18 protein-coding genes are annotated in these 23,303 nt (G+C 65.0%); 13 read left to right on the forward strand and 5 right to left on the reverse strand.

Annotated elements, in window-relative coordinates:
• Positions 1 to 106: 106 nt before the first annotated feature.
• The 9 genes from ACW73L_RS05945 to ACW73L_RS05985 all read left to right on the forward strand — a co-directional run bounded on the left by ACW73L_RS05945 (position 107) and on the right by ACW73L_RS05985 (position 12,450).
• A complete protein-coding gene (locus ACW73L_RS05945; protein ID WP_498920671.1) occupies positions 107 to 1,387 on the forward strand; it encodes an MFS transporter in 1,281 nt (426 codons plus the stop codon).
• A 17-nt stretch (positions 1,388 to 1,404) separates the two neighbouring features.
• On the forward strand, positions 1,405 to 3,123 hold the full coding sequence (locus ACW73L_RS05950; protein WP_498920672.1) for a bifunctional protein-serine/threonine kinase/phosphatase: 1,719 nt from the start codon (positions 1,405 to 1,407) through the stop codon (positions 3,121 to 3,123).
• A gap of 57 nt (positions 3,124 to 3,180) precedes the next feature.
• Entirely contained in the window at positions 3,181 to 5,637 is a 2,457-nt protein-coding gene (nirB, locus tag ACW73L_RS05955; RefSeq protein ID WP_498920673.1) for a nitrite reductase large subunit NirB, read from the forward strand.
• Complete coding sequence (gene nirD, locus ACW73L_RS05960; protein ID WP_498920674.1) at positions 5,634 to 5,951, forward strand: nitrite reductase small subunit NirD; 318 nt, start codon at positions 5,634 to 5,636, stop codon at positions 5,949 to 5,951. Before nirB ends, nirD begins: the two co-directional genes overlap by 4 nt.
• Positions 5,952 to 5,955: 4 nt before the next feature.
• Positions 5,956 to 8,646 (forward strand): molybdopterin-dependent oxidoreductase, encoded by a 2,691-nt coding sequence (locus tag ACW73L_RS05965; protein ID WP_498920676.1) that lies wholly within the window; start codon positions 5,956 to 5,958, stop codon positions 8,644 to 8,646.
• Positions 8,647 to 8,698: 52 nt separating this feature from the next.
• Positions 8,699 to 9,997: a CmpA/NrtA family ABC transporter substrate-binding protein gene (locus ACW73L_RS05970; RefSeq protein WP_498920677.1), complete on the forward strand. Its 1,299-nt coding sequence runs from the start codon at positions 8,699 to 8,701 to the stop codon at positions 9,995 to 9,997.
• Between the two features lie 2 nt (positions 9,998 to 9,999).
• Positions 10,000 to 10,575 carry an ANTAR domain-containing response regulator gene (locus ACW73L_RS05975; protein WP_498920711.1) on the forward strand — a complete coding sequence of 192 codons (576 nt, stop codon included), beginning with the start codon at positions 10,000 to 10,002 and terminating at the stop codon, positions 10,573 to 10,575.
• 186 nt (positions 10,576 to 10,761) lie between these two features.
• On the forward strand, positions 10,762 to 11,109 hold the full coding sequence (locus tag ACW73L_RS05980; RefSeq protein ID WP_498920679.1) for an HVO_A0114 family putative DNA-binding protein: 348 nt from the start codon (positions 10,762 to 10,764) through the stop codon (positions 11,107 to 11,109).
• A 300-nt stretch (positions 11,110 to 11,409) separates the two neighbouring features.
• A complete protein-coding gene (locus ACW73L_RS05985) occupies positions 11,410 to 12,450 on the forward strand; it encodes a phytanoyl-CoA dioxygenase family protein (RefSeq protein WP_498920681.1) in 1,041 nt (346 codons plus the stop codon).
• Positions 12,451 to 12,483: 33 nt separating this feature from the next.
• Here ACW73L_RS05985 and ACW73L_RS05990 read toward each other — a convergent pair whose 3' ends face one another.
• From ACW73L_RS05990 to ACW73L_RS06010, 5 genes are all read right to left on the reverse strand, one after another.
• Positions 12,484 to 13,041 (reverse strand): Uma2 family endonuclease, encoded by a 558-nt coding sequence (locus tag ACW73L_RS05990; protein ID WP_498920683.1) that lies wholly within the window; start codon positions 13,039 to 13,041, stop codon positions 12,484 to 12,486.
• A gap of 154 nt (positions 13,042 to 13,195) precedes the next feature.
• Complete coding sequence (locus ACW73L_RS05995; RefSeq protein WP_498920685.1) at positions 13,196 to 14,536, reverse strand: saccharopine dehydrogenase; 1,341 nt, start codon at positions 14,534 to 14,536, stop codon at positions 13,196 to 13,198.
• A gap of 178 nt (positions 14,537 to 14,714) precedes the next feature.
• Entirely contained in the window at positions 14,715 to 15,887 is a 1,173-nt protein-coding gene (locus tag ACW73L_RS06000) for an HlyD family secretion protein (RefSeq protein WP_498920686.1), read from the reverse strand.
• Positions 15,884 to 17,335 carry an efflux transporter outer membrane subunit gene (locus ACW73L_RS06005; protein WP_498920688.1) on the reverse strand — a complete coding sequence of 484 codons (1,452 nt, stop codon included), beginning with the start codon at positions 17,333 to 17,335 and terminating at the stop codon, positions 15,884 to 15,886. Before ACW73L_RS06005 ends, ACW73L_RS06000 begins: the two co-directional genes overlap by 4 nt.
• Positions 17,332 to 18,918 (reverse strand): DHA2 family efflux MFS transporter permease subunit, encoded by a 1,587-nt coding sequence (locus tag ACW73L_RS06010; protein ID WP_498920689.1) that lies wholly within the window; start codon positions 18,916 to 18,918, stop codon positions 17,332 to 17,334. Before ACW73L_RS06010 ends, ACW73L_RS06005 begins: the two co-directional genes overlap by 4 nt.
• Positions 18,919 to 19,117: 199 nt before the next feature.
• Between ACW73L_RS06010 and ACW73L_RS06015 the strand changes: the two genes are divergently transcribed.
• The 4 genes from ACW73L_RS06015 (at position 19,118) to ACW73L_RS06030 (ending at position 23,229) form a co-directional block, all read left to right on the forward strand.
• Positions 19,118 to 19,969 carry a LysR family transcriptional regulator gene (locus ACW73L_RS06015; RefSeq protein ID WP_498920691.1) on the forward strand — a complete coding sequence of 284 codons (852 nt, stop codon included), beginning with the start codon at positions 19,118 to 19,120 and terminating at the stop codon, positions 19,967 to 19,969.
• Positions 19,970 to 20,642: 673 nt separating this feature from the next.
• Entirely contained in the window at positions 20,643 to 22,169 is a 1,527-nt protein-coding gene (locus ACW73L_RS06020; RefSeq protein WP_498920693.1) for a metallophosphoesterase family protein, read from the forward strand.
• Between the two features lie 155 nt (positions 22,170 to 22,324).
• Complete coding sequence (locus ACW73L_RS06025; protein ID WP_498920695.1) at positions 22,325 to 22,753, forward strand: EVE domain-containing protein; 429 nt, start codon at positions 22,325 to 22,327, stop codon at positions 22,751 to 22,753.
• Positions 22,750 to 23,229 (forward strand): hypothetical protein, encoded by a 480-nt coding sequence (locus ACW73L_RS06030; protein ID WP_498920697.1) that lies wholly within the window; start codon positions 22,750 to 22,752, stop codon positions 23,227 to 23,229. The genes ACW73L_RS06025 and ACW73L_RS06030 overlap by 4 nt, the downstream gene beginning before the upstream one ends.
• Positions 23,230 to 23,303: the final 74 nt, after the last annotated feature.

The following is a 23,303-nucleotide window of genomic DNA, read 5'->3' on the forward strand; positions in this document are numbered from 1 at the left end:
GCGACTGGTCTACCAGTTGCCCGGCGCCTTTTTTATTGCCTGCCGGTCAGCCTTTGTCATCCCGTCGCGGGACCTCGTGATCACGATCCAACTCCATGGGTGTTTCATGAAGTTCAAAGAGTTCAGGCAGGCCGGACACTGGCCAACCTTGCTGTCGGCCTTCCTTTATTTCGACGTGTCGTTCATGGTCTGGGTGATGCTGGGGCCGCTCGCCCTTTACATCACCCAGGAACTGGGCCTTCCGGTCGGCGAGAAATTCACGATCGTCGCCATCCCGATCCTGTCCGGGGCGATCCTGCGGATTCCGCTCGGCATGCTCGCGGATCACTTCGGACCCAAGCGCACCGGGGTGCTGGCTCAGACGCTGGTCATTACCGGCCTGGTCTACGTGTTCTTCTTCGGCCTGCATTCCAAGCTGGAGGTCGAGTTGCTGGGCCTGCTGCTGGGTGTGGCCGGCGCCAGTTTCTCGGTGGCCCTGCCGCAGGCCAGCCGCTGGTATCCGCCGCAATATCAGGGGATCGTCATGGGTATCGCCGGCGCCGGGAACATGGGCGTCGTGCTGGATTCGATGATCGTGCCGTGGCTGGCCGAGACCTTTGGCTGGCAGTCAGTGTTCGGTTTCCTGACCCTGCCTCTGCTGCTGGTGCTGATCATCTACGCGGTGCTGGTCAAGGACGCGCCGGAAAAGCGCCGCCCGGTGACCTGGAAGAACTACGCGGCCTTGATGGCCGATGCCGACACCTGGTGGTTCATGTTCTTCTACTCGATCACCTTCGGCGGCTTCGTCGGCCTCGGCAATGCGCTGCCGCTGTATTTCACGAACTGGTACCACGTCTCGGGGATCGCTGCCGGCATGATGTCGGCGATCGTCGTGTTCGGCGGGTCGATGTTCCGTCCGGTCGGCGGGCTGATCGCCGACCGGATCGGCGGCATCAAGGCCTTGCAGATCCTGTTCGTGATCGTATCGCTCAGCTACCTCACCATCTCGTTCCTGCCGGAAGGGCCGCTGCCGGCCGCGGCGCAGGCCACCGACGCCAAGGTCGCCGGATGGGCACTCGGCGATCTGCCGCGGGTCGCCTGGGTCGCGGTCGCCATTTTCTTCGTCGGGGCGATGGCGCTCGGCATGGGCAACGGCTCAGTATTCCAGTTGGTGCCGCTGCGCTTTCGCGGCGAGATCGGCGTGATGACGGGCCTGGTCGGTGCGGCTGGCGGCGTCGGCGGCTTCTTTCTGGCCAAGGCCTTGGGTCTGTCCTGGGATCTGCAGCACGGCTTCGCGGCTGGTTTCAGCGTATTCGCCGGCCTGCCGCTGCTGGGGCTGCTCGGACTGACCTGGGTCAAGCGCCGCTGGCGGACGACCTGGGGCGCCGTATCCGGCGCCCGGGTCTAGCCGCGCTTCGCGATCGCATGTCACGGGACTCGGGGCTGATCGTGCAGGCCGGTTTCGCGACGCGGCAGGGCCGCCGGGCGGACAACCAGGACTATGTCGGCCTGGTCTGTCCGGCGGGCGGGATGACTGCTCACGCGGAGGTGCTGGCCGTCGTGGCCGACGGTTGCGGCGGTCTGCCCGGCGGCCGCACGGCGGCGGAGGTGTGCGTGCGCGGATTTATCGAAGGATTCTCGGGATTACCCGAAACCCTGGGCGCTCACCGCCGTGCGTCCCGCGCGCTGTCGGCCGTCAATGGCTGGATCCACGCGATGGGCCGCCAGGATCCGGGTCACCGCGGCATGGCGACGACCTTCAGCGCACTCGTGCTGGACCGGCGGCAGGCCCACACCGTGCATATCGGCGACTCGCGCATCTACCGGTTGCGGGGCGAGCGCCTGGACCGCCTGACCCGCGACCATGCCTTGACCGCGCCAGGCCTGGACCATGTCCTGACGCGGGCCGTGGGTTTCGACAGCGCCGTGCCGGCCGATTGCGAGGTACATCCGCTGGAAGCGCACGACCGCTATGTGCTCTGCACGGACGGACTGCACGGGGCCTTACCCTCCGAGGCGATCTGGGAGGTATTGCGGCAACGCCAGCACCCGCAGGCCTGCGCCGACTCCCTGGCGGACGCCGCCCTGCAAAGGGACGGCAGCGACAACATCACGATTGCCGTGGTCGACGTGATCGCGCTGCCGCCGCCGGGCACCGACGGGTTGTACGAGAGCCTCGGCGAACTGGCGGTGCTGGAGCTGCCCGAAGTGGGCCACACGGTCGACGACTACGCCCTCGAACGCGTGTTGTCGCAAGGGCGCTACAGCTGCCTGTTCGTCGCAAACGACCAGCGGACCGGTTCCGGCGTGGTGCTTAAGTTTCCGCACCCGCGCGTCGTCAGTGAGCGGGAGTACCTGGAAGCCTTCACGCGCGAAGCCTGGATCGGCCTGCGCATCAAGAGCCCCTGGCTGGCCGAGATCATCGAGCAGGCGCCGGGTCGCCAGACCCGTCTGTATTCGGTCATGCCGCACTACCGCGGCGATACCCTGGAGTCACGGCTCGTCGCTCAGCCGCAAGTCAGCTTCGATGCCGGCCTCGACGTGACGCTGAAGCTGTGTCGCGCGGTGCACGCGCTGCATCGCCGCGGCGTGATCCACCGCGACATCAAGCCCGAAAACGTGCTCCTGCTCGAGGATGGCGGGCTCAAGCTGCTCGATCTCGGTGTGGCGTCGCTGCCGGAACGCGGCGACCTGCCCGAGGCGCCCATGCCGGGCACGGCCAGTTATCTGGCGCCCGAGTTGTTTCGGGGGGCGCGGGCGAGCGTCGTCACCGATGTGTTTGCGGTCGGCGTGACCCTTTACCGGCTGTTTGCGGGCGGTCACTACCCCTATGGCGAGATCGAACCGTTCACGCATCCGCGCTTCGTCGGCTTCCGTCCGCTCGAAAAGCACCGTCCGGACCTTCCCGCCTGGCTCGGTGCCGTGATCCAGCGCGCGGTGGCGCCCGACCCCAAGGATCGCTATGCCGACACGATCGAATTGGCTTTCGATCTGGAGCATGGCCTGGCGAAGGGCGGGCAGCGTGCGCCCGCGCCGCGGCCACCCTGGTTCCGCCGCCATCCCGCGCGGGCCTGGCAGATCGCGGCGATCGCGCAGTTCCTTTTCCTGCTGTTCTGGTTCGGCTTCCGCAGCCTGCCGGGCTAGCGGTCGGATGAACCGGTTTTACCCAACGAAAGATCGCGCAGCGCGCGAGGAGTGGCGATGAAAGCCAAACAGAAACTGATCGTGATCGGCAACGGCATGGCGGGCATCCGGACCGTCGAGGAAGTTCTGAAGCGTTCGCCGGAGGCCTACGAGATCACGGTGTTCGGCGCCGAGCCGCACTGCAACTACAACCGGATCCTGCTGTCGCCGGTGCTGGCGGGCGAAAAGACGCTCAAGGACATCGTGCTGAACGACGAGGACTGGTACTGGAAGAACGGCATCACGCTGCACAAGGGCAAGACGATCGTTGCGATCGATCGGCGACGGCGTCTCGTGCGGACCGCCGATGGCCTCGAGACGGCGTACGACCGGCTGCTGCTGGCGACCGGTTCGAACCCGGTGATCATTCCGTTCCCGGGCAAGGATCTGCCGGGCGTGATCGGTTTTCGCGATGTCAAGGATGTGGACCGGATGATCGACGCCGCCGAGAAGTACCGCCATGCGGTCGTGATCGGTGGCGGGCTGCTCGGTCTGGAGGCGGCCAACGGGCTGCGCAAGCGCGGCATGGAGGTCACCGTCGTCCACATCCTCGACAGCCTGATGGAACGGCAGCTCGACAAGCCCGCGTCGGCGCTGCTGAAGCGGGCGCTGGAACAGGATGGGCTCCGCTTCATGATGGAAGCGCAGACCGAGGCGCTGCTCGGCGAGGACCGGGTGCGCGCGGTCCGTTTCAAGGACGGCACCGAAATCCCGGCCGATCTGGTGGTCATGGCCGTCGGCATCCGGCCGAATATCGAACTGGCCAAGGCGGCCGGCCTGCACTGTGAACGCGGGATCGTCGTCAACGACACGATGCAGACCTACGATCCGCGCATCTACGCGGTCGGCGAATGCGTGCAGCACCGCGGCCAGTTGTTCGGTCTGGTTGCGCCGCTGTTCGAGCAGGCCAAGGTCTGCGCCGATCATCTGGTCGAGTTCGGCATCGCCCGCTACCAGGGTTCGGTCACGTCGACGAAGCTCAAGGTGACCGGCATCGACCTGTTTTCGGCGGGCGATTTCCAGGGGGGTGAAGGCTACGAGGAACTGTGCTACCAGGATCCGGCGCGCGGCGTTTACAAGAAGTTGACCGTCAAGGAGAACCGGGTGCGCGGGGCGGTGCTGTACGGCGATACCGGCGACGGCGCCTGGTATTTCCAGCTGATGCGCGAAGGCACCGACATCTCGGCCTTCCGGGAAAGCATCTTGTTCGGCCAGGCGCACCTCGGCGATTCCGGCCATGGCGACCAGAATCGAGCCTCGCTGCTGCCGGACGACGCGGAGGTCTGCGGCTGCAACGGGGTCTGCAAGAAGACCATCGTCGATGCGATCGTCCAGCAGAAGCTGTTCACGCTGGAGGACGTGCGGGCGCACACCAAGGCCTCGGCCTCGTGCGGATCGTGCACCGGCCTGGTCGAACAGTTGTTGCACAGCACCCTGGGCAGCGACTATTCGGTGACGCCGGCGAAGAAACCGCTGTGCAAATGCACCGAGCGCACGCACGAGGAGGTTCGCGCCGCGATCCGCCGGGAGGGGCTCAAGAGCATCCCGGCCGTCATGCAGTTCATGGAATGGGGCAGCGTCGACGGCTGTGCGTCCTGCCGCCCGGCGCTGAATTATTATCTGTTGTGCGAATGGCCGGCCGAATACCGCGACGACGCGCAGTCGCGCTTCATCAACGAGCGCGCTCATGCGAACATCCAGAAGGACGGGACGTACTCGGTAGTGCCGCGGATGTGGGGCGGTGTGACGACGCCGGCCGAGCTGCGCGCCATCGCCGAGGTGGCCGAGAAGTACCGCGTGCCGACCGTCAAGGTCACCGGCGGCCAGCGCATCGACCTGCTCGGTGTCAAAAAGGACGATCTGCCGCGGATGTGGGCCGATCTGAACGCTGCCGGCTTCGTGTCCGGACATGCCTACGGCAAGGCGCTGCGCACCGTCAAGACCTGTGTCGGCCAGGAATGGTGCCGTTTCGGCACGCAGGACTCGACCCGGATGGGCATCGACCTGGAAAAGATGACCTGGGGTTCGTGGACCCCGCACAAGTTCAAGATGGCGGTGTCGGGTTGCCCGCGGAACTGCGCCGAGGCGACGATCAAGGACTTCGGCGTGGTCGCGGTCGATTCGGGCTGGGAGTTGCACGTCGGCGGCAACGGCGGGGTGAAGGTCCGCGCGACCGATTTCCTGTGCAAGGTGGAGACCGAAGAACAGGTCAAGGAATACTGCGGCGCCTTCATGCAGTTGTACCGGGAGGAAGCGCTCTATCTGGAGCGGACCGCGCCATGGATCGAGCGGGTCGGGCTGCCCTACGTGAAACAGCGTATCGTCGATGACGCGGCGGGCCGGCAGACCTTGTTCCAGCGCTTCATGGAGTCTCAGGTCACGGCTCAGGTCGACCCGTGGGCGGAGCGCGCCCGCGGCGCGGAACGCAACGAGTTTCAGCCGATCCGGATCGACCGGAAGGGGTTGGCGGCATGAGCGACTGGATCGAGGTGGGTTTGCTGGCGGACATTCCGCGGCAGGGCGCGCGCGTGCTGGAAAGTCCGCGCGGGCCGATCGCGGTGTTCCGCACCGTGGAGGACGAGGTGTTTGCCGTGCTGGACCGCTGTCCGCACAAAGGGGGTCCGCTGTCGCAGGGCATCGTGCACGATCGCAAGGTGGCCTGCCCGCTGCACAACTGGGTCATCGATCTGGCCGCGGGCGAGGCCGTGGCGCCGGATCACGGTTGTGTGAACCGGTTTCCGGTGCGGCTCGACGCGGACCGGGTGTTCCTGCAACTGGCCGAGGTCTGAGGCGATGACGCACGTGGCGCCGGAGACGACGGGGCACTCGGAGCCGGGTCCGGTCAGGACGACGTGCCCGTACTGCGGTGTCGGTTGTGGTGTGCTCGCGATGCCGCTGCCGAAGGGGGTTCGGATCAAGGGCGATCCCGAGCATCCGGCCAACCATGGGCGCCTGTGCTCGAAGGGATCGGCCCTGGGCGAAACGCTGTCGCTGGAAACGCGGCTGCTGTACCCGGAGATGGGCGGCCGGCGCGTTTCCTGGGACACCGCGCTGGACACGGTCGCGCGGCGCTTCAGTGAGGCGATCGCCGAGCATGGACCGGATGCGGTCGCCTTCTACGTGTCGGGCCAGTTGCTGACCGAAGACTATTACGTCGCGAACAAGCTGATGAAGGGCTTCATCGGCTCGGCGAACATCGACACGAACTCGCGGCTGTGCATGGCCTCCAGCGTCGCCGGCCACCGCCGCGCGTTCGGCGAGGATCTGGTGCCGGGCTGCTACGAGGATCTGGAACTGGCCGATCTCGTCGTGCTGGTCGGTTCGAATGCGGCCTGGTGTCATCCGGTGATCCATCAGCGATTGATGAAGGCCCGGGAGCGGAATCCGGCGGCGCGTCTCGTCACGATCGATCCGCGCCGCACGGCGACCGCCGAATCGGCCGACCTGCATCTCGCGGTCGCGCCAGGTACCGACGTGATCCTGTTCGCCGGCTTGCTGGACTACCTGCGGCGCAACGATGGCCTGGACTACGACTTCATCGAGCGCCACACGGAAGGGCTGGCCGGGGCGCTCAACGCGGCGCGTCAGACCGCGCCCTCCATTCCGGCGGTCGCCGCGGCCTGCGGTCTGGCGGAAGGCGATGTGTCGTGCTTCTACCACTGGTTCGCGCGGACGCCAAAGGCCGTGACGGCCTGGTCGCAGGGCGTCAACCAGTCCAGCGCCGGCACCGACAAGGTCAACGCGATCGTCAATGTGCATCTCGCGACGGGCCGTATCGGCCAGCCCGGAATGGGGCCGTTTTCGCTGACCGGCCAGCCGAACGCAATGGGCGGGCGTGAGGTCGGAGGGCTTGCGAACCAGTTGGCGGCGCACCTCGACATCGAGAATGCCGATCACCGCGAGCTCGTCCGGGATTTCTGGCGTTCGCCGCGCATCGCCGAGCGGCCGGGACTGAAAGCCGTCGACCTGTTCCGGGCGGTCGGCGAAGGACGGATCAAGGCGGTGTGGATCATCGCGACCAATCCGGTCGCCAGCCTGCCCGACGTCAACACCGCGCGCGCCGCGCTGGGCACCTGTCCGTTCGTGGTGGTATCCGACTGCGAGGCGGGAACGGACCTGTCCCGCTATGCGCATGTGCAACTGCCCGCGCTGGCCTGGGGCGAGAAGGACGGCACGGTGACCAACTCCGAGCGCCGCATCTCGCGCCAGCGGGCCTTCCTGCCGGCGCCAGGCGAGGCGCGCGCGGACTGGTGGATGCTGGCCGAGGTCGGGCGGCGGATGGGTTATGGGGAGGCGTTCCGGTATCACAGTCCCGACGAGATCTTCCGCGAACATGCCGCGCTCTCGGGGTATCGGAACGGCGGGCGGCGCGTGTTCGACATTGCGGGTCTTTCCGGGTTGGACGTCGAGGCTTATGACGGCCTGCAACCCATCCAATGGCCGGTTACGACGGAAATGCGCGAGGGCAGCGCCCGTCTCGAGATGCCGGCCATGACCGACCGCGCCGGGCGCCGCGCGCGTTTTGTCCCGGTCGCGTACCGGGCGCCGCTGTCGGCGACCGATCCCGAGTATCCGCTGATCCTGAACACCGGCCGCATCCGTGATCAGTGGCACACGATGACGCGAACCGGCAAGGCGGCGCGGCTGAACGCCCATCTGTCCGAGCCCTATGCCGAACTGCATCCGCGCGATGCGGCTGCCCTCGGAATCCTGGACGGTGTGCTGGTGCGCCTGATCAGCCGGCACGGCGCGATGCTGGCCCGCGCCCGGGTCACCGACGCGCAGCAGTCCGGTTCGGTGTTCGCGCCGATGCACTGGACCGACGCCAATGCGCGCGGTGCCTTGGTCAATGCGCTGGTCGGCCCGGCTTGCGATCCGGTGTCCGGCGAGCCCGAGTCGAAATTCACGCCGGTGCGGGTCGAGGCCTATCGTCCCGCATGGCAGGGCTTTGCGTTATCGCGCCAGCCGCTGACCTTTCCGGACGCGACCTACTGTGTCGCCATTCGCGGGCGCGGTCACTGGCTCTACGAATTGGCCGGGGAGCGCGCGCCGGAGGATTGGGGTGCCACCGCGCGTGCCGCGGGAGGCGGCGACGGGGACGAATGGCTGGAATTCTCCGATCCGCGTGCCGGGCGCTACCGCTGCGCCCGTTTGTCGGCATCGCAACTGGCGTTCTGCCTGTTCGTCGAAACCGATGCGAGCCTGCCGGCACGCGAGTGGCTGGGCTCGTTGTTCGGTGGCGGCGCGCTTTCGGAGGACGCGCGCCGCGCGCTGCTGTCGGGCAGGCCGGCCGCGGCCGGGCAGGACCCCGGGCGCACGGTGTGTTCCTGCTTCGGGGTCGGTATCAATACCTTGCGCACCGCGATCCGCGAGCATGGCCTGACGACCACCGCCGAGATCGGAGACCTGCTGAAAGCGGGCCGGAACTGCGGTTCCTGCGTGCCGGAACTGCGCATGTTGCTGCAGGAAACCCGCGTCTCCTGAACGTGGGCGCATTGAACATTCGATTCCCTTTGAACCTTGAGGAGACGCTCGATTGACTTCGGCAGAGCCCCCGAACCGTGACGCGGTTCCCGAGAAGCCGCGGCTGACGCTGGGCTTCGTTCCGCTGACCGATTGCGCGCCGCTGGTCATCGCGCAGGAACATGGCCTTTTTGCCCGCCACGGGCTCGACGTCACACTGTCGCGCGAAGCGTCCTGGGCGAACATTCGCGACAAGGTCGCCGCAGGCCTGCTGGACGGCGCGCAAATGCTGGCCAGCATGCCGCTGGCGACGACCCTCGGTCTGGGTGAGGTCCAACAGGCGACCGTCACCGCGCTGTCACTGGACTTGAACGGGAATGCCATCACGGTTTCGAACGCGTTTTACGACGAGATGGCGACGCTCGATCCGGACGGATCCGGCGAGGCGCCGGTCGCCGCCGATCGCCTCAAACAACTCATCGATGCGCGCCACGCGGCGGGCAGAACGCCGCCGGTGTTCGCGATGGTGTTTCCGTACTCGACGCATAACTACCTGCTGCGCTTCTGGCTGGCAGCGGGCGGTGTCGACCCGGACCGTGATCTGCGACTGGTCGTGATCCCGCCGCCGCAGATGGTCGAGGCCCTGCGCATCGGTGCCATCGACGGCTTCTGCGTCGGTGAGCCGTGGAATGCCGCCGCGGTGGCCGAGGGACTGGGGCGCGTGCTGACGACCAGTCACGACATCTGGAACAACCATCCCGAGAAGGTCCTCGGCGTCAACGCCGACTGGGCTGAGCGGTATCCGGCGACGCACACGTCTGTCATCAAGGCGCTGCTCGAGGCGGCCCGCTGGCTCGACGAACCCTCAAATCGGCGAACAGCGGCCGAGCTGCTGTCACATCCGGACTACGTCGGTGCACCGGCCGAGATCATCGCGATGTCGATGACCGGTTCGTACCGTTATGCCGCCGGCGCCGCGCCGCTCCCGATGCCGGACTTCAATGTGTTTTCCCGCTACGCGGCCAACTTCCCGTGGCGCTCGCACGCGCTGTGGCTGCTGACGCAGATGGTCCGATGGGGGCAGATCCGGGAACCGATCGACCTGCGCGGTATCGCACACACGGTGTACCGGCCCGACCTCTATCGGCAGGCAGCCGGCGAACTCAGGATCGCGTGCCCGGCCGACGATGAGAAATCCGAGGGCGCGCATGCCGCGCCATGGCAGCGCGACGGGATGACGCTGGGCGCCGACCGCTTCGTCGATGACAGCGTGTTCGACCCGGCGGACCCCGTTGCCTATCTGCTCGGCCGCGAATTGCATCACCGCAAGCTCGATCCGGCCGAACTGTTCGGACCGCGGGGCCGCCCGTGAACATGCTGCGCATCATGATCGTCGACCAGGATCCGGCCCGCAGCGCGGTGCTGGAGCAGGCACTGACCGATGCCGGCCACCGCGTCGTAGCCCGGACCGTCGACGAAGGCAGCCTGTTGCAGATCGTCACCGATGCCCAGCCCGACGTCGTCATCATCGACATGGAGGCGCCGGGCCGCGACACGCTGGAGGACCTGCGCGAGGTCGGCCGCGACAACCCCAAGCCGATCATCATGTTCTCGAACAATCGCGACGGCGAGTACATCCGCCAGGCCGTGCAGGCCGGCGTCAGCGCCTACGTTGTCGACGGCCTCAGCAAGGAACGCATCCTGCCGATCGTCGACGTCGCGATCGCGCGCTTCCGCGAATTCCAGGCGCTGCGCCGCGAGCTCGCCGACACCAAGGTCCAACTCGCCGACCGCAAGATCGTCGACAAGGCCAAGGGCATCCTGATCCAGCGCAAGGGACTCACCGAGGAACAGGCTTACGCACTGCTGCGCAAGACTGCGATGAACCGGGGGCTGCGCATCGCGGATGTCGCGCGGACTTTATTGTCGCTGGAAGGGATGGACGGCTAAGGTAACCGTTCGGCGGTCGTGAGTAGTCGGCGTCAGCAGCCTTGTGTGCTCCGTTATGACAACGAGCGCGTTATAGGCGATGACGGGCAAATGGGAGCGAGCGAGATGCCCTATGGATGCCCTATGTCTTCTCAACGCCTGAACGACGAATGGCCGATTTTGCAGCCGACATCGCGAGGTGGAACCATGAACACGGTCGTGTTTGACGTGCGCTCGTTGAACGAGCCGCTTGCGGATACGGCAAGCGCCATGAATAGCGGTCTCGGCGAGGCCGAAGCACGCATCAGCTTTGCGACTCCGGAACTGTTGTGGCAGGTGTTGACTGCCAAACGGTGGCAGCTTCTAGAAACCCTTTGCGGGGCGGGGCCCCTGTCCATTCGCGAGACCGCGCGTCGGGTCGGTCGTGATGTAAAGGCGGTTCACGGCGACGTGACCGAGCTGCTGAATGCCGGTGTGCTGACACGTTTCCCTGACGGACGCATCGAGTTTCCGTACGATACGGTGAAGGTCGAGTTCCTGCTGCGAGGCGCGTGACCCTTCAGTTCATGAGGCGGTTGTCGCGCCACAAACCGTGGAAGGCGTTACCAGTTCGAGCGTTCAAAAAGTAGGTCGTGTTCTGCCACGGGTTGAGTCTCCGGGCATTGAAGCGCAATCACGGTTGGGGTCTTGGCGGAAAAGCCACGTCATGGAAAGCGGTGACGGTCACCCCTCAGTAGGTGAAACTACCTATTGTGCATACGGCGTTCACCGTGGTTCACTCGCCGCCAAAACGCCCTCACGAATTCATAAGACGGCTAGTTTTGGCGGCTAAGTGGCGGGGCGCAAGGACCCCCTATGAGCGCTGGACGAAACCGGGATCTGAGCGATTTGGTCGACAAAGGCTATGTCGTGATCCGATCCTTTCTTGACCGGCATGAAATTACCCTTTTCGAGGTCGACATCCCCCAGAACGAGGGGGTTTGGTACGAGGCCTATCGGGTCAAGATCCCACCCCGGAACCTGCTGCTACACCTTTCTGACAAGCTCGATGCCTTGACGGCGGCTGTTTCCATGCAGACCGATATTGAAGCCACTTTCATGATCGGCGGAGTCTACTTTTTTACCGACGGGGGACAACGATTTTCCTGGCACCAGGACCGCGAAAGCTACTATTTCACCCAAACGCATTATCACTATCTCAATTTTTACATACCGATCATCAAGCCGGACGCTGGGAAATCAAACCTTTCGCTCATTCCAATGAACCGCCTGCATGAGCGGAGTCCGGACCTGTACGAGCAACTGCGCGGGCGCGGTGCGTGCCTGGTGGAGGAGACGCAGCACAATTCGATCTTTTGCAATGAAAATGAGGGAGGGAAATACGGCAGCGTCACCTACGATCTGTCGGAAATTGCCGAGACACCCGAGTTGAAGTGCGGCGACCTGCTGCTCCTTCGCGGAGATGTCATCCACAAGACCCAGGATGCCGATACCAGTCGTGTCGCGCTCTCGATCCGCTTCACGCAAGGATCGCACGCCGTGTCCAAGGCACAACTGGTGGATGGCGGCTACAAAAAGTTCACGAAGATGCTCGAAATGCCTGCCTTCTACCAAAGTCTTCTCGCCTATTTCGATGCGCGGGGTACCGAGAACATTCCGTTTCAAGATTTCTATTCGGACGACTTCGCCCAATTCTGCCGCACGTGCCAAGGTACCCGCAGCGGGCTGCGCCGATACCTCGTAAACGAGAAGTTGCGCCGCCGCCTGTGGCAAAGCCTGATGGAAGTCGGCGCGGGCGCAATACGGGCGGAAGCAGGGCGTGTCAATCGAAATGCGCGCAGGTGGCTGAAGGAACGACTCGCCAAGAGTGCATGGCGGTCCGCGCTGTTCCGTTAATCATCCGAAACTACGGTCGGACGTAAGCGTCCATTATGCCCACAGCGCATCCAGCGTGAAGCTCAGCGCGTCGAAGGGCGGGGCATTGACCGTCGCGTCGTCCTTGTAGACCGCTTCGAGACGCCAATGGGCCTCGTGTAGTGCGAACACTTCCAGCGTGCGAGCGTCCGGATCGATCAGCCACACGTGGCCGACTCCCCGGGCGGCATAGATCGGGAGTTTGTCCGCGCGATCCATTTGCGCCGTAGGTGGAGACAACACTTCGCAAAGCCAGTCGGGCGCCACCTCGAAATAGGTCTTGTCGGGCAGCGCCGGCAGGCGCTCGCGCCGCCACCCGGCGATGTCCGGTACGAGGATGTCGGAGCCCAGATGCAACTCCGGTTCATCCAGAATCCACCAACCGCCGGGGCCATCGCGTCCCTCATCGTAGGTGGGCACGAGTTTGCCGCCCATGATCGATGAGGCGCGGGCATGCCGGGGTGCCGGGCGCGGCAGCACGATCAATTGCCCATGGATGATCTGCGCGACGAAGCGATCCGGCACCTGGCACAGATCCTCATAGGTCGCTAAACGGGACGCCGGTGTCGACATGGCGGGATTCTCGCGTCTCGAGGCTTGGCGCTAGTGTACGGTGGCCGACGAAATAGGGAAAAGCTCAATCCCCTGGGTGAGGTTGAGGGACCCCACTCAAACCCGGCGAATCTGTGCCGCCGCCCAAAGGCGGGTCCGCACGGCTTCCACCCGCTCACGTTTCGGAGGCATCACGCACGCTCTCGAACAGGTCGATGTCCCAGGCGACGAGGTCCCGCCGGATCGCATCCGCTGCCGGGCGCGGCAAAATACGCGCGAGATCCTCGCCGGTGATGACGCCGACCAGTTGCGTCGGCTGCTCGCGAGCGAAGGCCAGGGCGTGCCAGGCCAGGATCGCGGCGCCGACGGCGGTGGGATACGAGATGTAGGTCGCACCGGCATAGGGACTGTGCAGCAGATCGCGGTAGCGCAGATAGCTCAGCCCCACGGTTTCGATCACGGTCTGACGCTCGTTGCGAACGCTCTCGGCAATGCGGATTTCCGCCGCGGCAGCGAAATGGGTGCGCCGGATCACGCCGTTTCTCAGGTGCTCCTCGATACGCCGCGGCTTGTTCATGCCGGGCAGGATGGCCCGGACCATTGCCTCGATCGTCAGCTCCGGCTGGTTCGGCAGGCTGCGCTTCGACAGCAGGTTGAGCTGGAACAGGGCCTTGACCAGTTCGACCTCCGAGCCGCCGGTGTAGACACCGATCGAGTCCACTTCCGGGAACGAGCGGTGCAGCGACAGCAGTTCCTCCTGATACAGCGGGTACTGCCGGATCGGTTGCGGCTCGTGCGGAAAGTCGTAGTTGCGGGCGGCCGTAAAGGGCTCCAGCACCTGCATCCGTCCCTTGTTCCAGATGCGCGGCTGCTGGGCCAGTTCCTCCAGCGCCACGAGGGGTGACCAGGAGAAGATGATCTGGTCCGAGTCGATGTCTTCCAGCAGGTAGAGGTCGATGCTCTCGACCTCCAGTTCCTTCCGGTCCGCCGCAAGCAATTCGTGCATCCGCCGGCCGATCAGGAAATTGGTGACGCCGGGCGAGATGCCCAGGTTGATCAGCGCGGCGATGCCGCGCTCGCGCAGCGCCGCGTCGAAGTCGTATTGCGAGAACGTCAGTGTGCGCTCGGTGACGGCATCGTACATGTCCGAGGCCAGATCGACCGTATGGGCGCCGATGCGAAGGCCGAGTTCTATGATCGGACCGTTGAATTCCGGCAGCGCGGCATTGACCAGCATCGCTGCGCCGGCCAACGGCTGATGATGCGCGGCCTCGTACGCGAACACCGGCGCGAAGTCCGCGACGCCGATGAAGTCGATGCGGTCGAACAGGCGTTCGGCGTGGAACAGGGCATCCCGGGCTGCATCGGGGTGCAACACGTAGACGACGAAGCGAACCGGCACGTCATCGCGCTCGGCCAGTTCCGACAGGCAGATCAGCAACGCCGAGCCCACCGCGCCCAGCCCGAAGAACACGATTCGCGTCGGTTCCGGGGCGATATCCGGACGTGTTGGCATCGTGCGGCTCCGTTCGTGGTGAGAAGGGCGTATCGGCCCTAGTTGGCCGGGAAGATAACCCGCATCTGCCCGCCAAACAATCGTGTGCCGCCCGACCCGGCGCGGCCTGCGATGCGACGAGCAGGCTCGGGAACAGGAAGCTTCCGCACAAGACGACAGGCTCGCGCCAGAAATTGCGTCAGCGGCTGTTCTCGGCCACGACGCGGGCGATGGTCGCCTCCAGACCGTCCAGTTCGCGGTCGAAGGCCGACGTGCGGTAGGCCGGTGTCGTGGTTTCGGTCAGGGAGGCCCGCGGGGACGGCTCGGGCGCTTCGCTCAGCGCAATGCGGGTGTAGGTCGATAGACCGGGCTGTAAGGGCCCGCGCGCGAGCTCTTGCGGGTCCAGCGCAATGCGGACCGGCACGCGCTCGGCGATGTGGATGAAATTTCCAGTGGCATTGTCCGTCGGCAACAGCGCGAACACGCTCCCGGTACCCGGATTCAGTCCTTCGACCCGGCCACGATAGGTCCGGTCCGGATAGGCATCGACGCGAATCTCGGCCGCCTGTCCCGGCCGGATGCCCGCCAGATCGCCCTCCAACACGTTGGCCTCGACCCAAAGCTGATCCAGCGGCACGATGACCATGACCGGCACGCCCGGCGCGACGCGGTCGCCGACCTGCACCTTACGCCTGGCGATCGCACCGCCCACCGGGGCGCGGATTTCCTGGCGCCGGAAGTCCAGCGCTGCCCGGCGAAACCGCTGCTTGGCCGCCTCGACCGCCGGATGGTGCGCGATGCCGGCCGCGCCCAGTTGCACGGACAGTTCCTTCTGTTCGGCACGGACCTCGCCGACCTCCGCCTCCAGCTCGAGGATCTTGTCCGTGGCATTCTGCTGCTGCTGTTCGGAAACCGCGCCGTCCAGGCCCGCCTGCCGGAACCGCGCCAGATCGTGGCGGACCGCTTCCAGCGCCGCGGTGCGCGCCGCGATGCGTCGGGCCAGTGTCTCCTGCCGCGCCTGCAGCGCCGCGATCTGACGTACGGTCGCCGCGAGCTCCGCCTGCGCCTGTTGCAGTGCGATCTCGGCATGATGTCCGTCCAGCCGGACCAGCACCTGACCCTGCGCGACGGACTGGGTGTTCTCCGCGAGCACGGCGACCACCGTGCCTTCGGCCTGCACCTCGACCGGGATCACGTGCCCGGTCACGAAGGCATCGTCGGTGCCGACCCAACGCCGTTCCCGATACGCGGAATACGCCCACAAGCCCAGCCCCAACAGCGCCAGCACGGCCGCGGTGCCGGACAGCCGGCGGCGCGCGGCGCGCCACCGACGTTGCGACGACGCTAGGGGTTCGGAATGCCGGGGTGTCACAAGGCCGGGCTCCGCGCCGGCAACCTGCGCCACCCGCTGCCCATGGCCTGGCACAGCGCCACGCCCGCCCGGAGACGCCGCCCGCGCAGTTCGGCGAGGCGCGAGCGCATCACCAGCACATCGAGCCGGGCCCGCAGCCCGACAGTCCGATCGCCGAGCCCGGCGCTGACCGTCGCCTCGGCGACGCGCTGCGCTTCCTCGGTCTCCGCGAGCAGCCGCGCCTGTTCGTCCAGCTTCGCATCCCATTCGCGCAGCCGGACCAGCGCGTCGGCCGTCTCCCGGACCGCCCGCAGCAAAGTGTCGTTGTAGCGTTCGACCGAGAGATCGTAGAGCGCCTCGCGCTCGGTCAGTGCCGCCTGCAATCGTCCGCCTTCGAACAGCGGGAAGGTCACGGTCGGTCCGACCGCATAGGCGAGGCTAGACCCGTGAAACAGCACATCGGTCAGCGTGACGGAATGCAAGCCGGCGAAGCCAACCAGATTGACGTCGGGATAGAACGCTGTGCGCGCGACCTCGATCGCTTCGGCCGCGGACTCGGCCTCCAGCCGCGCGGCCCGGAGGTCCGGGCGCGAGGCGAGCAGATGCAGCGGCAATTCGACCGGCAGCGCCGGCAAGGATTCCGGCGGACGTGCGCCGGCGCGTATCGACCGCCCCCAGTCGGGTCCCTGCCCGGCGAGGTTTGCGAGCAGATTCCGCAGCACCCGCACCGTCGCCTCGGCACCGGCCGACAGCTGCCCCGCTTCCTCGACCGCGGCCTGTGTCCGCAGCAGCAGCGGCTTCGTCGTCAGGCCGCTCGCCCAACGGCTTTGCTCCAAGGCCTGCAAGGCCGTGGCGTCCGCAACCACGTCCCGCGCCAGGCGCCATTGTTCCTCGGCGGCCTGCAACTCGAAATAGGCCGCGGCGACGCTCGCCGCGAGCAACAGCCGCGCATCGTCCCGCTCCGCCGCGATGGCCAGGGAATGCGCGATCGACTGCTGCAGTCGGGCCCGATCCTGGCCCCAGAAATCCAGGTGATAGCGCAGTACCAGCGGGTCGGCCAGTAGGTGGCGAAAGTTGTCACCGGCCAGCCGGAGCTGCACGTCGGTGGCCGAGAAGCGTTCTGCCGCGAACGTCACCCGTGAACTCAGCGTCGGATAAAGCTCGGCCCCGGCGCGATCCACCAGCGACTGCGACTCGCGCAGGCGCGCCTCGGCCGTCTTGAGGCCCGGATTACCGGACAACGCCTCGCCGACCAGCCGGTTCAGTTCGCTGTCGCCGAACAGACGCCACCAATCCGGGAGGGCGGCAGTGCCCGAGACGGCGGCCTGCGGCGCGAGTTCGGCGACGGTCGCACCGAAGGCGGGAACGGCCCGCATGGCAGCCCGCTCCGGACGTTCACTCAGGGGCACGCACCCGACGAGCAGCAGCATTGGGGCCAGCGGTCGTACGAGCCAGCGGGTCAGCGTCATACCACTTCCTCCGCGGTTACTTCGTCCCGGTCGCGGCGCAGCGCGGCGGCGCGCGACTCGGCGACGGCCCTGACCGGCGGATGCGCGAACCAGACCGCGACCGCCAGCACCAGGCAGATACCGCCCGCCAGCCAGAAGCCGTCGTTCAAGGCACGGATCGCCGCCTGCCGCGCGGCGAATCGGATCAGGCGCGCGCCGGCCTGCGCCTCGTCGAAGCCGAGCATCACGAACGCATCGAGCATCGGCGCGGTCGCGCCGTCCCATCGATCCCGTGCCTCTGCCCAGCGCTGTAAATGGAAAGGTGTGCGGCGGTACAACACGACCCCTTGCAGGCTGATACCGATCGCGCCCGATGCAATCCGCATCAGATTCGCCAGTTCCAGCGCGGCACCGTGCCGTTCGGCGGGCAGCCCCTGCAGCATCAGGGTCGTCAGCGGTACGAAGAAGGCACCGAGACAGGCGCCTTCGAGCACCTTCGGCCACAGCAACGCGGCGAACGAGGCCGCGTCATCGAACCGGCTCAGCCACAGATAACACGTCGCGAAGCCGCACAAGCTGAGGCTGGCCAGAAGACGCGCATCGACGCGCCGCACCGCGAGATGCATCACGGCCGCCACCGGCTTCGCACAGAGGGCCGTCGGCAGGAACACCAGCCCCGCCAGCCAGGACGAGTACCCCAGGTTGAGCTGCAACTGCACGATCAGGGCCGACAGCAATCCCTGGAGCGACAAGAAGCCAAAGAACAGCGCGCCGGCGCCGATCGCGAAATCGCGGTTCGCGAGCAGCCGGAGGTTCACGTACGGATGCGGCGCATGCCAGGCATGAACGACCCACAGACATGCCGCCGCGGCCACCACGAAGCCCGTCGCCTGCAGCGCGTGCGAGGCCAGCCAGTCGCGGTCATTGCCCTGATTCAGCAGCGTCTGCAAACCGAGCCAGACGACGGAACACAGCGCGCAGCCGACCCAGTCGAACGGGCTGCGCGCCGCGCGCGCTACGGGCCGCCCGCGCAGCAGCAGCGCGATGCCGGCCGCCGCGATCAAGGCCACCGGCAGGTTAAGCCAGAACAGCCAACGCCAGCCCAGCGTATCCGCGATCCACCCACCGACCGGCGGGCCGACACTGAACGGCATCAGCGTGAAGAAGCTCCACACGCTGATGCCCAGACTCTTGCGGGCGGCGGGATACTCATCCAGCAGCAAGGACTGCCCCGCCTGCAGACTCAGCCCCCCGCACAGGCCGAGGCCGATACGGGCGAGCAGATACGGATACAACGCATCTGCACGCGCACACAGCCATGAGCACACGGCGAAACCGAGCAGGGCACCAACCACGACCCGCCGGGGGCTGCCGGCCCGCGCCAGCCAGCCGCCGAGCGGATAGGCCAAGGCCAGCGCCACCATATAGTCGGTCTGCGTCCAGGTCGCGAAGCTAGGGGGAATCGACAGCCCGCCCGCGACGCGCGGCAGCATCGCGATATAGGCTCCGGCGTTGAAGATCACCAGCACGTGAGCGAAGCCCAGGCACAGATTGAAGGCAATGAAGCGCCAGCCCCGGAGGCGATGTAGGGATTCGTGAAGCATCGACGAGCGTCCACCGGTTCGGTTCACCGGGTGTTCCCGGAGCGAGGTGCGCGAAGCACCGCTGACGTGCAGCGCCAAACCCGGGTCGGGCCCGACCTTGGCTACGGATTCGTTATTGACACGACACGATATCGATGGGCTTGATATCGGAAAAGCGAAATTTTCGAAACTTTGATATCGGATATACCGATACGAAGCCATGGACATCGATCAGATCAAGACCTTCCTGAGCGTGGCCGCCCACGGCAGCTTCCTCGAGGCGGCCGCCCGGCTGTACGTGACCCAATCGACCGTGAGCAGCCGCATCCAGCGGCTCGAAAGCGAGCTCGGTGCGGCCCTGTTCGTGCGGAACCGCACCGGCGCGAGCCTGACCCAGCAGGGACAGCGCTTCGTCAAGCATGCCAAGGCGATCATCGTCAGCCTGGAACAGGCCCGCGACGAGATGGGGCTGCCGAGCCGCTTTCGGGCCAATCTGGTTATCGGCGCCCGGCTCGGACTGTGGGAATCGGTGCTGCCCGACTGGGTCGGTGAGCTCCGCCGCCGCCTGCCGGACGTCTCGGTCCGCAGCGAAATCGGCTTCGAGGACCAGTTGCTGCGCCGACTGATCCAGGGCAGCCTCGACCTCGGCCTGATGTTCACGCCGCGGCACGATCCGGCCCTGCACGTCGAACACCTGTTCGACGAAACCCTCGCGCTGCTCAGCTCAAAACCGGACGCCCCGTGGCCCGATCCCGACTACGTGTACGTGGAATGGGGCCCCGGCTTTTATGCGCAGCACGGCAACAGCTTTCCCGAACTCGAACCCGCCGCGCAGAAGGCCGACATCGGCTGGCTGGCCGCGCAACTGGTGCTGCGGAACGGCGGCTCCTGCTTCCTGCCGCTGCGGGTCGCCAAACCCTTGCTGGCCGCGGGCCAGCTTCGCCCGGTACCCGATACGCCGCGTTTCACGCTGTCCGCGTATATGGTCTCCGCACGGGATCACCGCTCGCCGGCGCTGGCCTCTGTCCTCGACTGGTTCAGGGAATTCGCGAGACGGGAGCGCGGGGAATGAAGCTGGGGGATTGGGGCCAACGCTCGGGCGGCGGGGAGGTGCAGATCAGAAACGGGGCGGCGGTTCTTGCCAATCCCCACGTCCATTCGGACTGCCGGGCACCAGCCCGGCGCATCTTGGGCCCCGATTCCCTTCACCCGAACTGAAGCGTCTGACCTCCCACTCGAGGTCGAATTGGACGCCCTGGCGCAACGCGGCATCGCAAGACCCTCGCCTCGCTCTGCCTTGCTGCCTCTCGCACGGCCAAGGTAATGGCGGCTTGGCCATTGACTACGTGGCCCTACGATCGAAACCTCGACGGTTCGGAATGCCCTGAACCGCAGGCTCCGTCCGTGAATCCCGCACATTGACCTTGCCCGTGGGGTGCGCTACTTTCTGCTTAATCCCGCTGTGTCGCGGCATAAATCCAATCGGAACAAGGGGAAATGCGGCTGGAGCCGATGCTTTGGGACTCCTGCCTAATCCGTTAAACGCGGATTCTGTAGAGCGCTGTTAGGGCAGATTCTACAAAAGAAAAATGTTGGCTGGCTGATGACGCGCGCTGAACTCGTCGGCGATGGACATCAGTTTCTGTTGGTGACGCAGCAGGAGGAACTCGTATATGGGCGTTAGATTTAACCTAGACCAGGCGAGTCTTGTGGGGTGGCTCACGCGCCGGGACTTCCCCCCGCCGATGCGAGAACTCGAGTGGGGGCCGTGGCTCGGTCATTGGGATTGGCACTTTCGTCACAGACGCCATCTCGCCTTCGATGAACGTGAAGAAGGCGAAGGCCGAGAGTGGCGTGCGCCAAGAATCAAAATAGGCGTCCTTCAAGATTTCCTTGAAGCGCTGCCGGAGTCGGTTGTCACCTCACGCCCGGAAGACCATGAGCTTCTGCGCGACCTCGTTGGCAAGTCGCGCGAGACATTCCGATCTATTGAGGAAAGAGACGCGGAGGCGGTAGTCCCGTCCTCTGATGTGGCCCGCATTCTTGCGCCGCTTCGTCGTTGGTTTGACGTACCTTTTTATTTCATGCCCCTCGGGCGCCAAGTTGCATTTGAAAATTTCAGGGACTCCACTGACTACACGATGTGGCTTCAGTGTGAGGACGACAGACCAGAATCCGTGTCCCGGGACTTGCTTGATCCATTTCCACCGCTCAGACAACTATTCACATCGAAGACGTACGCGCCTTCGACGGTGTGCTGGACGTGGAGCGGTGAGACGGTAGTTCTTCCCCAAGAGACTGCTCCGACCGAACGACTCTTGGAAATGGTTCGCGGTATTCCGCCATGGCACCTCTGGTCGGAACTGAAGCGTCTGCATCAACCCGAGGCACCGGCCTTCAACATTCTTCAGCTCAGCGATCTTCACTTCGGCGCCACAGCCGTTACGAATCGCAAGCTTGCATACGTCGAACAGCATTTGCGGGACCGCATTGACCAGGTGCGCAAGATTGGAGGCGTAGTTCAGCCAGTAATCACTGGCGACCTAATGGACACGCCAAGCAAGAGGAACCTGGAGGAATTCGAGGCGTTTCGGAATCGTCTCACGGACCATTCGAAAACAAATGTCGTCTGCATCCCGGGCAATCACGACATGCGGAAGAATGGCTTTCTTTGGAAGAAATGGGAGGCGTTGGCTGGTTTAGAGTGGCAGAGCGTTGTTTCTAGCGATGTCTGCAAGGTTATCTTCATCTGCTTCGACACTTCACGAGACGCAAAGCTCGCGCAAGGCCGGATAGCAGATGACCAGTTTCTGGAGGTAGCGACAAGACTGACGGAGTTGCGCCGACGAGGGAACTGCGCGGATTACATTCAAGTGGCTCTAGTCCACCACCACCCCTTTTCTACACGTGATGACGAAATAGACACGTTGCCTTTCTTGGGAATTCGAGAAGAACGGTTCCTGCGAATGGAGAATGGGGATCACCTAGTCCGCTGGTGCGGTAGCAATGGAGTGCCGTTGATTCTTCATGGACACAAACACCGACCCCGCTTTATCGGGCAAGAGGTCGAGATCGAGGGACGCACGCGCTTGGTTCGAGCTGTTGGCTGCGGTTCGAGCTTCGGAATTGAAGGTAAGCCGCTGTCGTTCAATTGGATCACTTGGCAACCTGCAACAAAGCAGTGGGCTGTCTCGTTTTTCGCTGACCCCGGTGATGGCAGCGGGTTTCAGGAGAAGAGGTTGGCAATCGGATCACAACAGGATGCTCCGTGAACGCGCGGCATGTAGAGCTACATATGCACTGCACAGTCTCGTAGTGACCTCAGTGATGCAGCCAGCCAACAAGCCCTTGCAGCGGACGCGCCGCAAGCGGCGCGCCGCTGAAGGGCGACGTTAGGGCCCTCGAACCGATGTGAAGGAACCGAACCATGAATGTCTTCGTCTTCCAAAGCCGCCCCGAGCGCTACGACTTGCGAACAGCTATTCGTCCAGGTAGCCGTGATACGTGGTATGCAACGCGCTATCGAAACGACATGAATCCGGGCGATCTCGTCTTCTTTTGGATGGCGGGAGACGAGCACTTCCGTGGTCTCTATGGCTGGGGTCACATCGCGTCTGCTCCGTATCTCAAGGCGGGCTGGGATAGTCACGGCGTCGACGTGACGTACGAAGTGAAGTTCGGGAAGCCCATCTTGGCTCGATCCGTTCGAGAAGACGCTGTTCTTGCCGATATGCTGATATTCCGTGCACCGCAAGCAACAAACTTCTTGCTGTCCCCGCAGCACGCGAGGTGCCTCGTGAAACTAGTCAAAGAGCGACGTGAGACCGCACCAACTCTCGACGGGGCGGAATCATGAGCCAGCCCTCAGCGGAGTCTCGTGTTTCGATCATCGACGCTGTAAAGAATCCTCTCGCCTTTCTGGTGCTCGGTCTCCTTGTGGTCGACGGAACCATGGCATCTCTTGCAGTGGCCTTTCCAGAGTTTCGGCTGCTGCTCGTATGGACCGTCATCGTTTCCCTCCTGGTCTTTGTCTTGATCGTGGTTGGCTTGGCTGTGTGGCGACCTGAGGCTCTGCGAGGCGACCGTCCATTGCAGGAGGTGTACGCAAACCAACTTGCCAGTGATCTCTTCCTGGCCTTGGACGGTGCTTTGAGTAACCTTGAGCCGCTTGAGCGCACAGAGGCGTGGCTCACGGTCGCGGATGTGATCACCACGGGTAGGGAGGGAGACGCGGGTTACTCAAAGTTCTGCTCGGCGGTGGCCGACAGACTGAAGAAACTCACAAATCTCGCGAGTCGTCCGCCGAACACGAGGGGTCCAATCGCGCCTTAACAGGATGGTGAAAAACCGCTCTGAAATTCCCCTTACCTTTCCCGCCGAACCAAATCGGCTGGGTGCGGGGTCGG

This window comes from Methylolobus aquaticus, assembly GCF_054172105.1.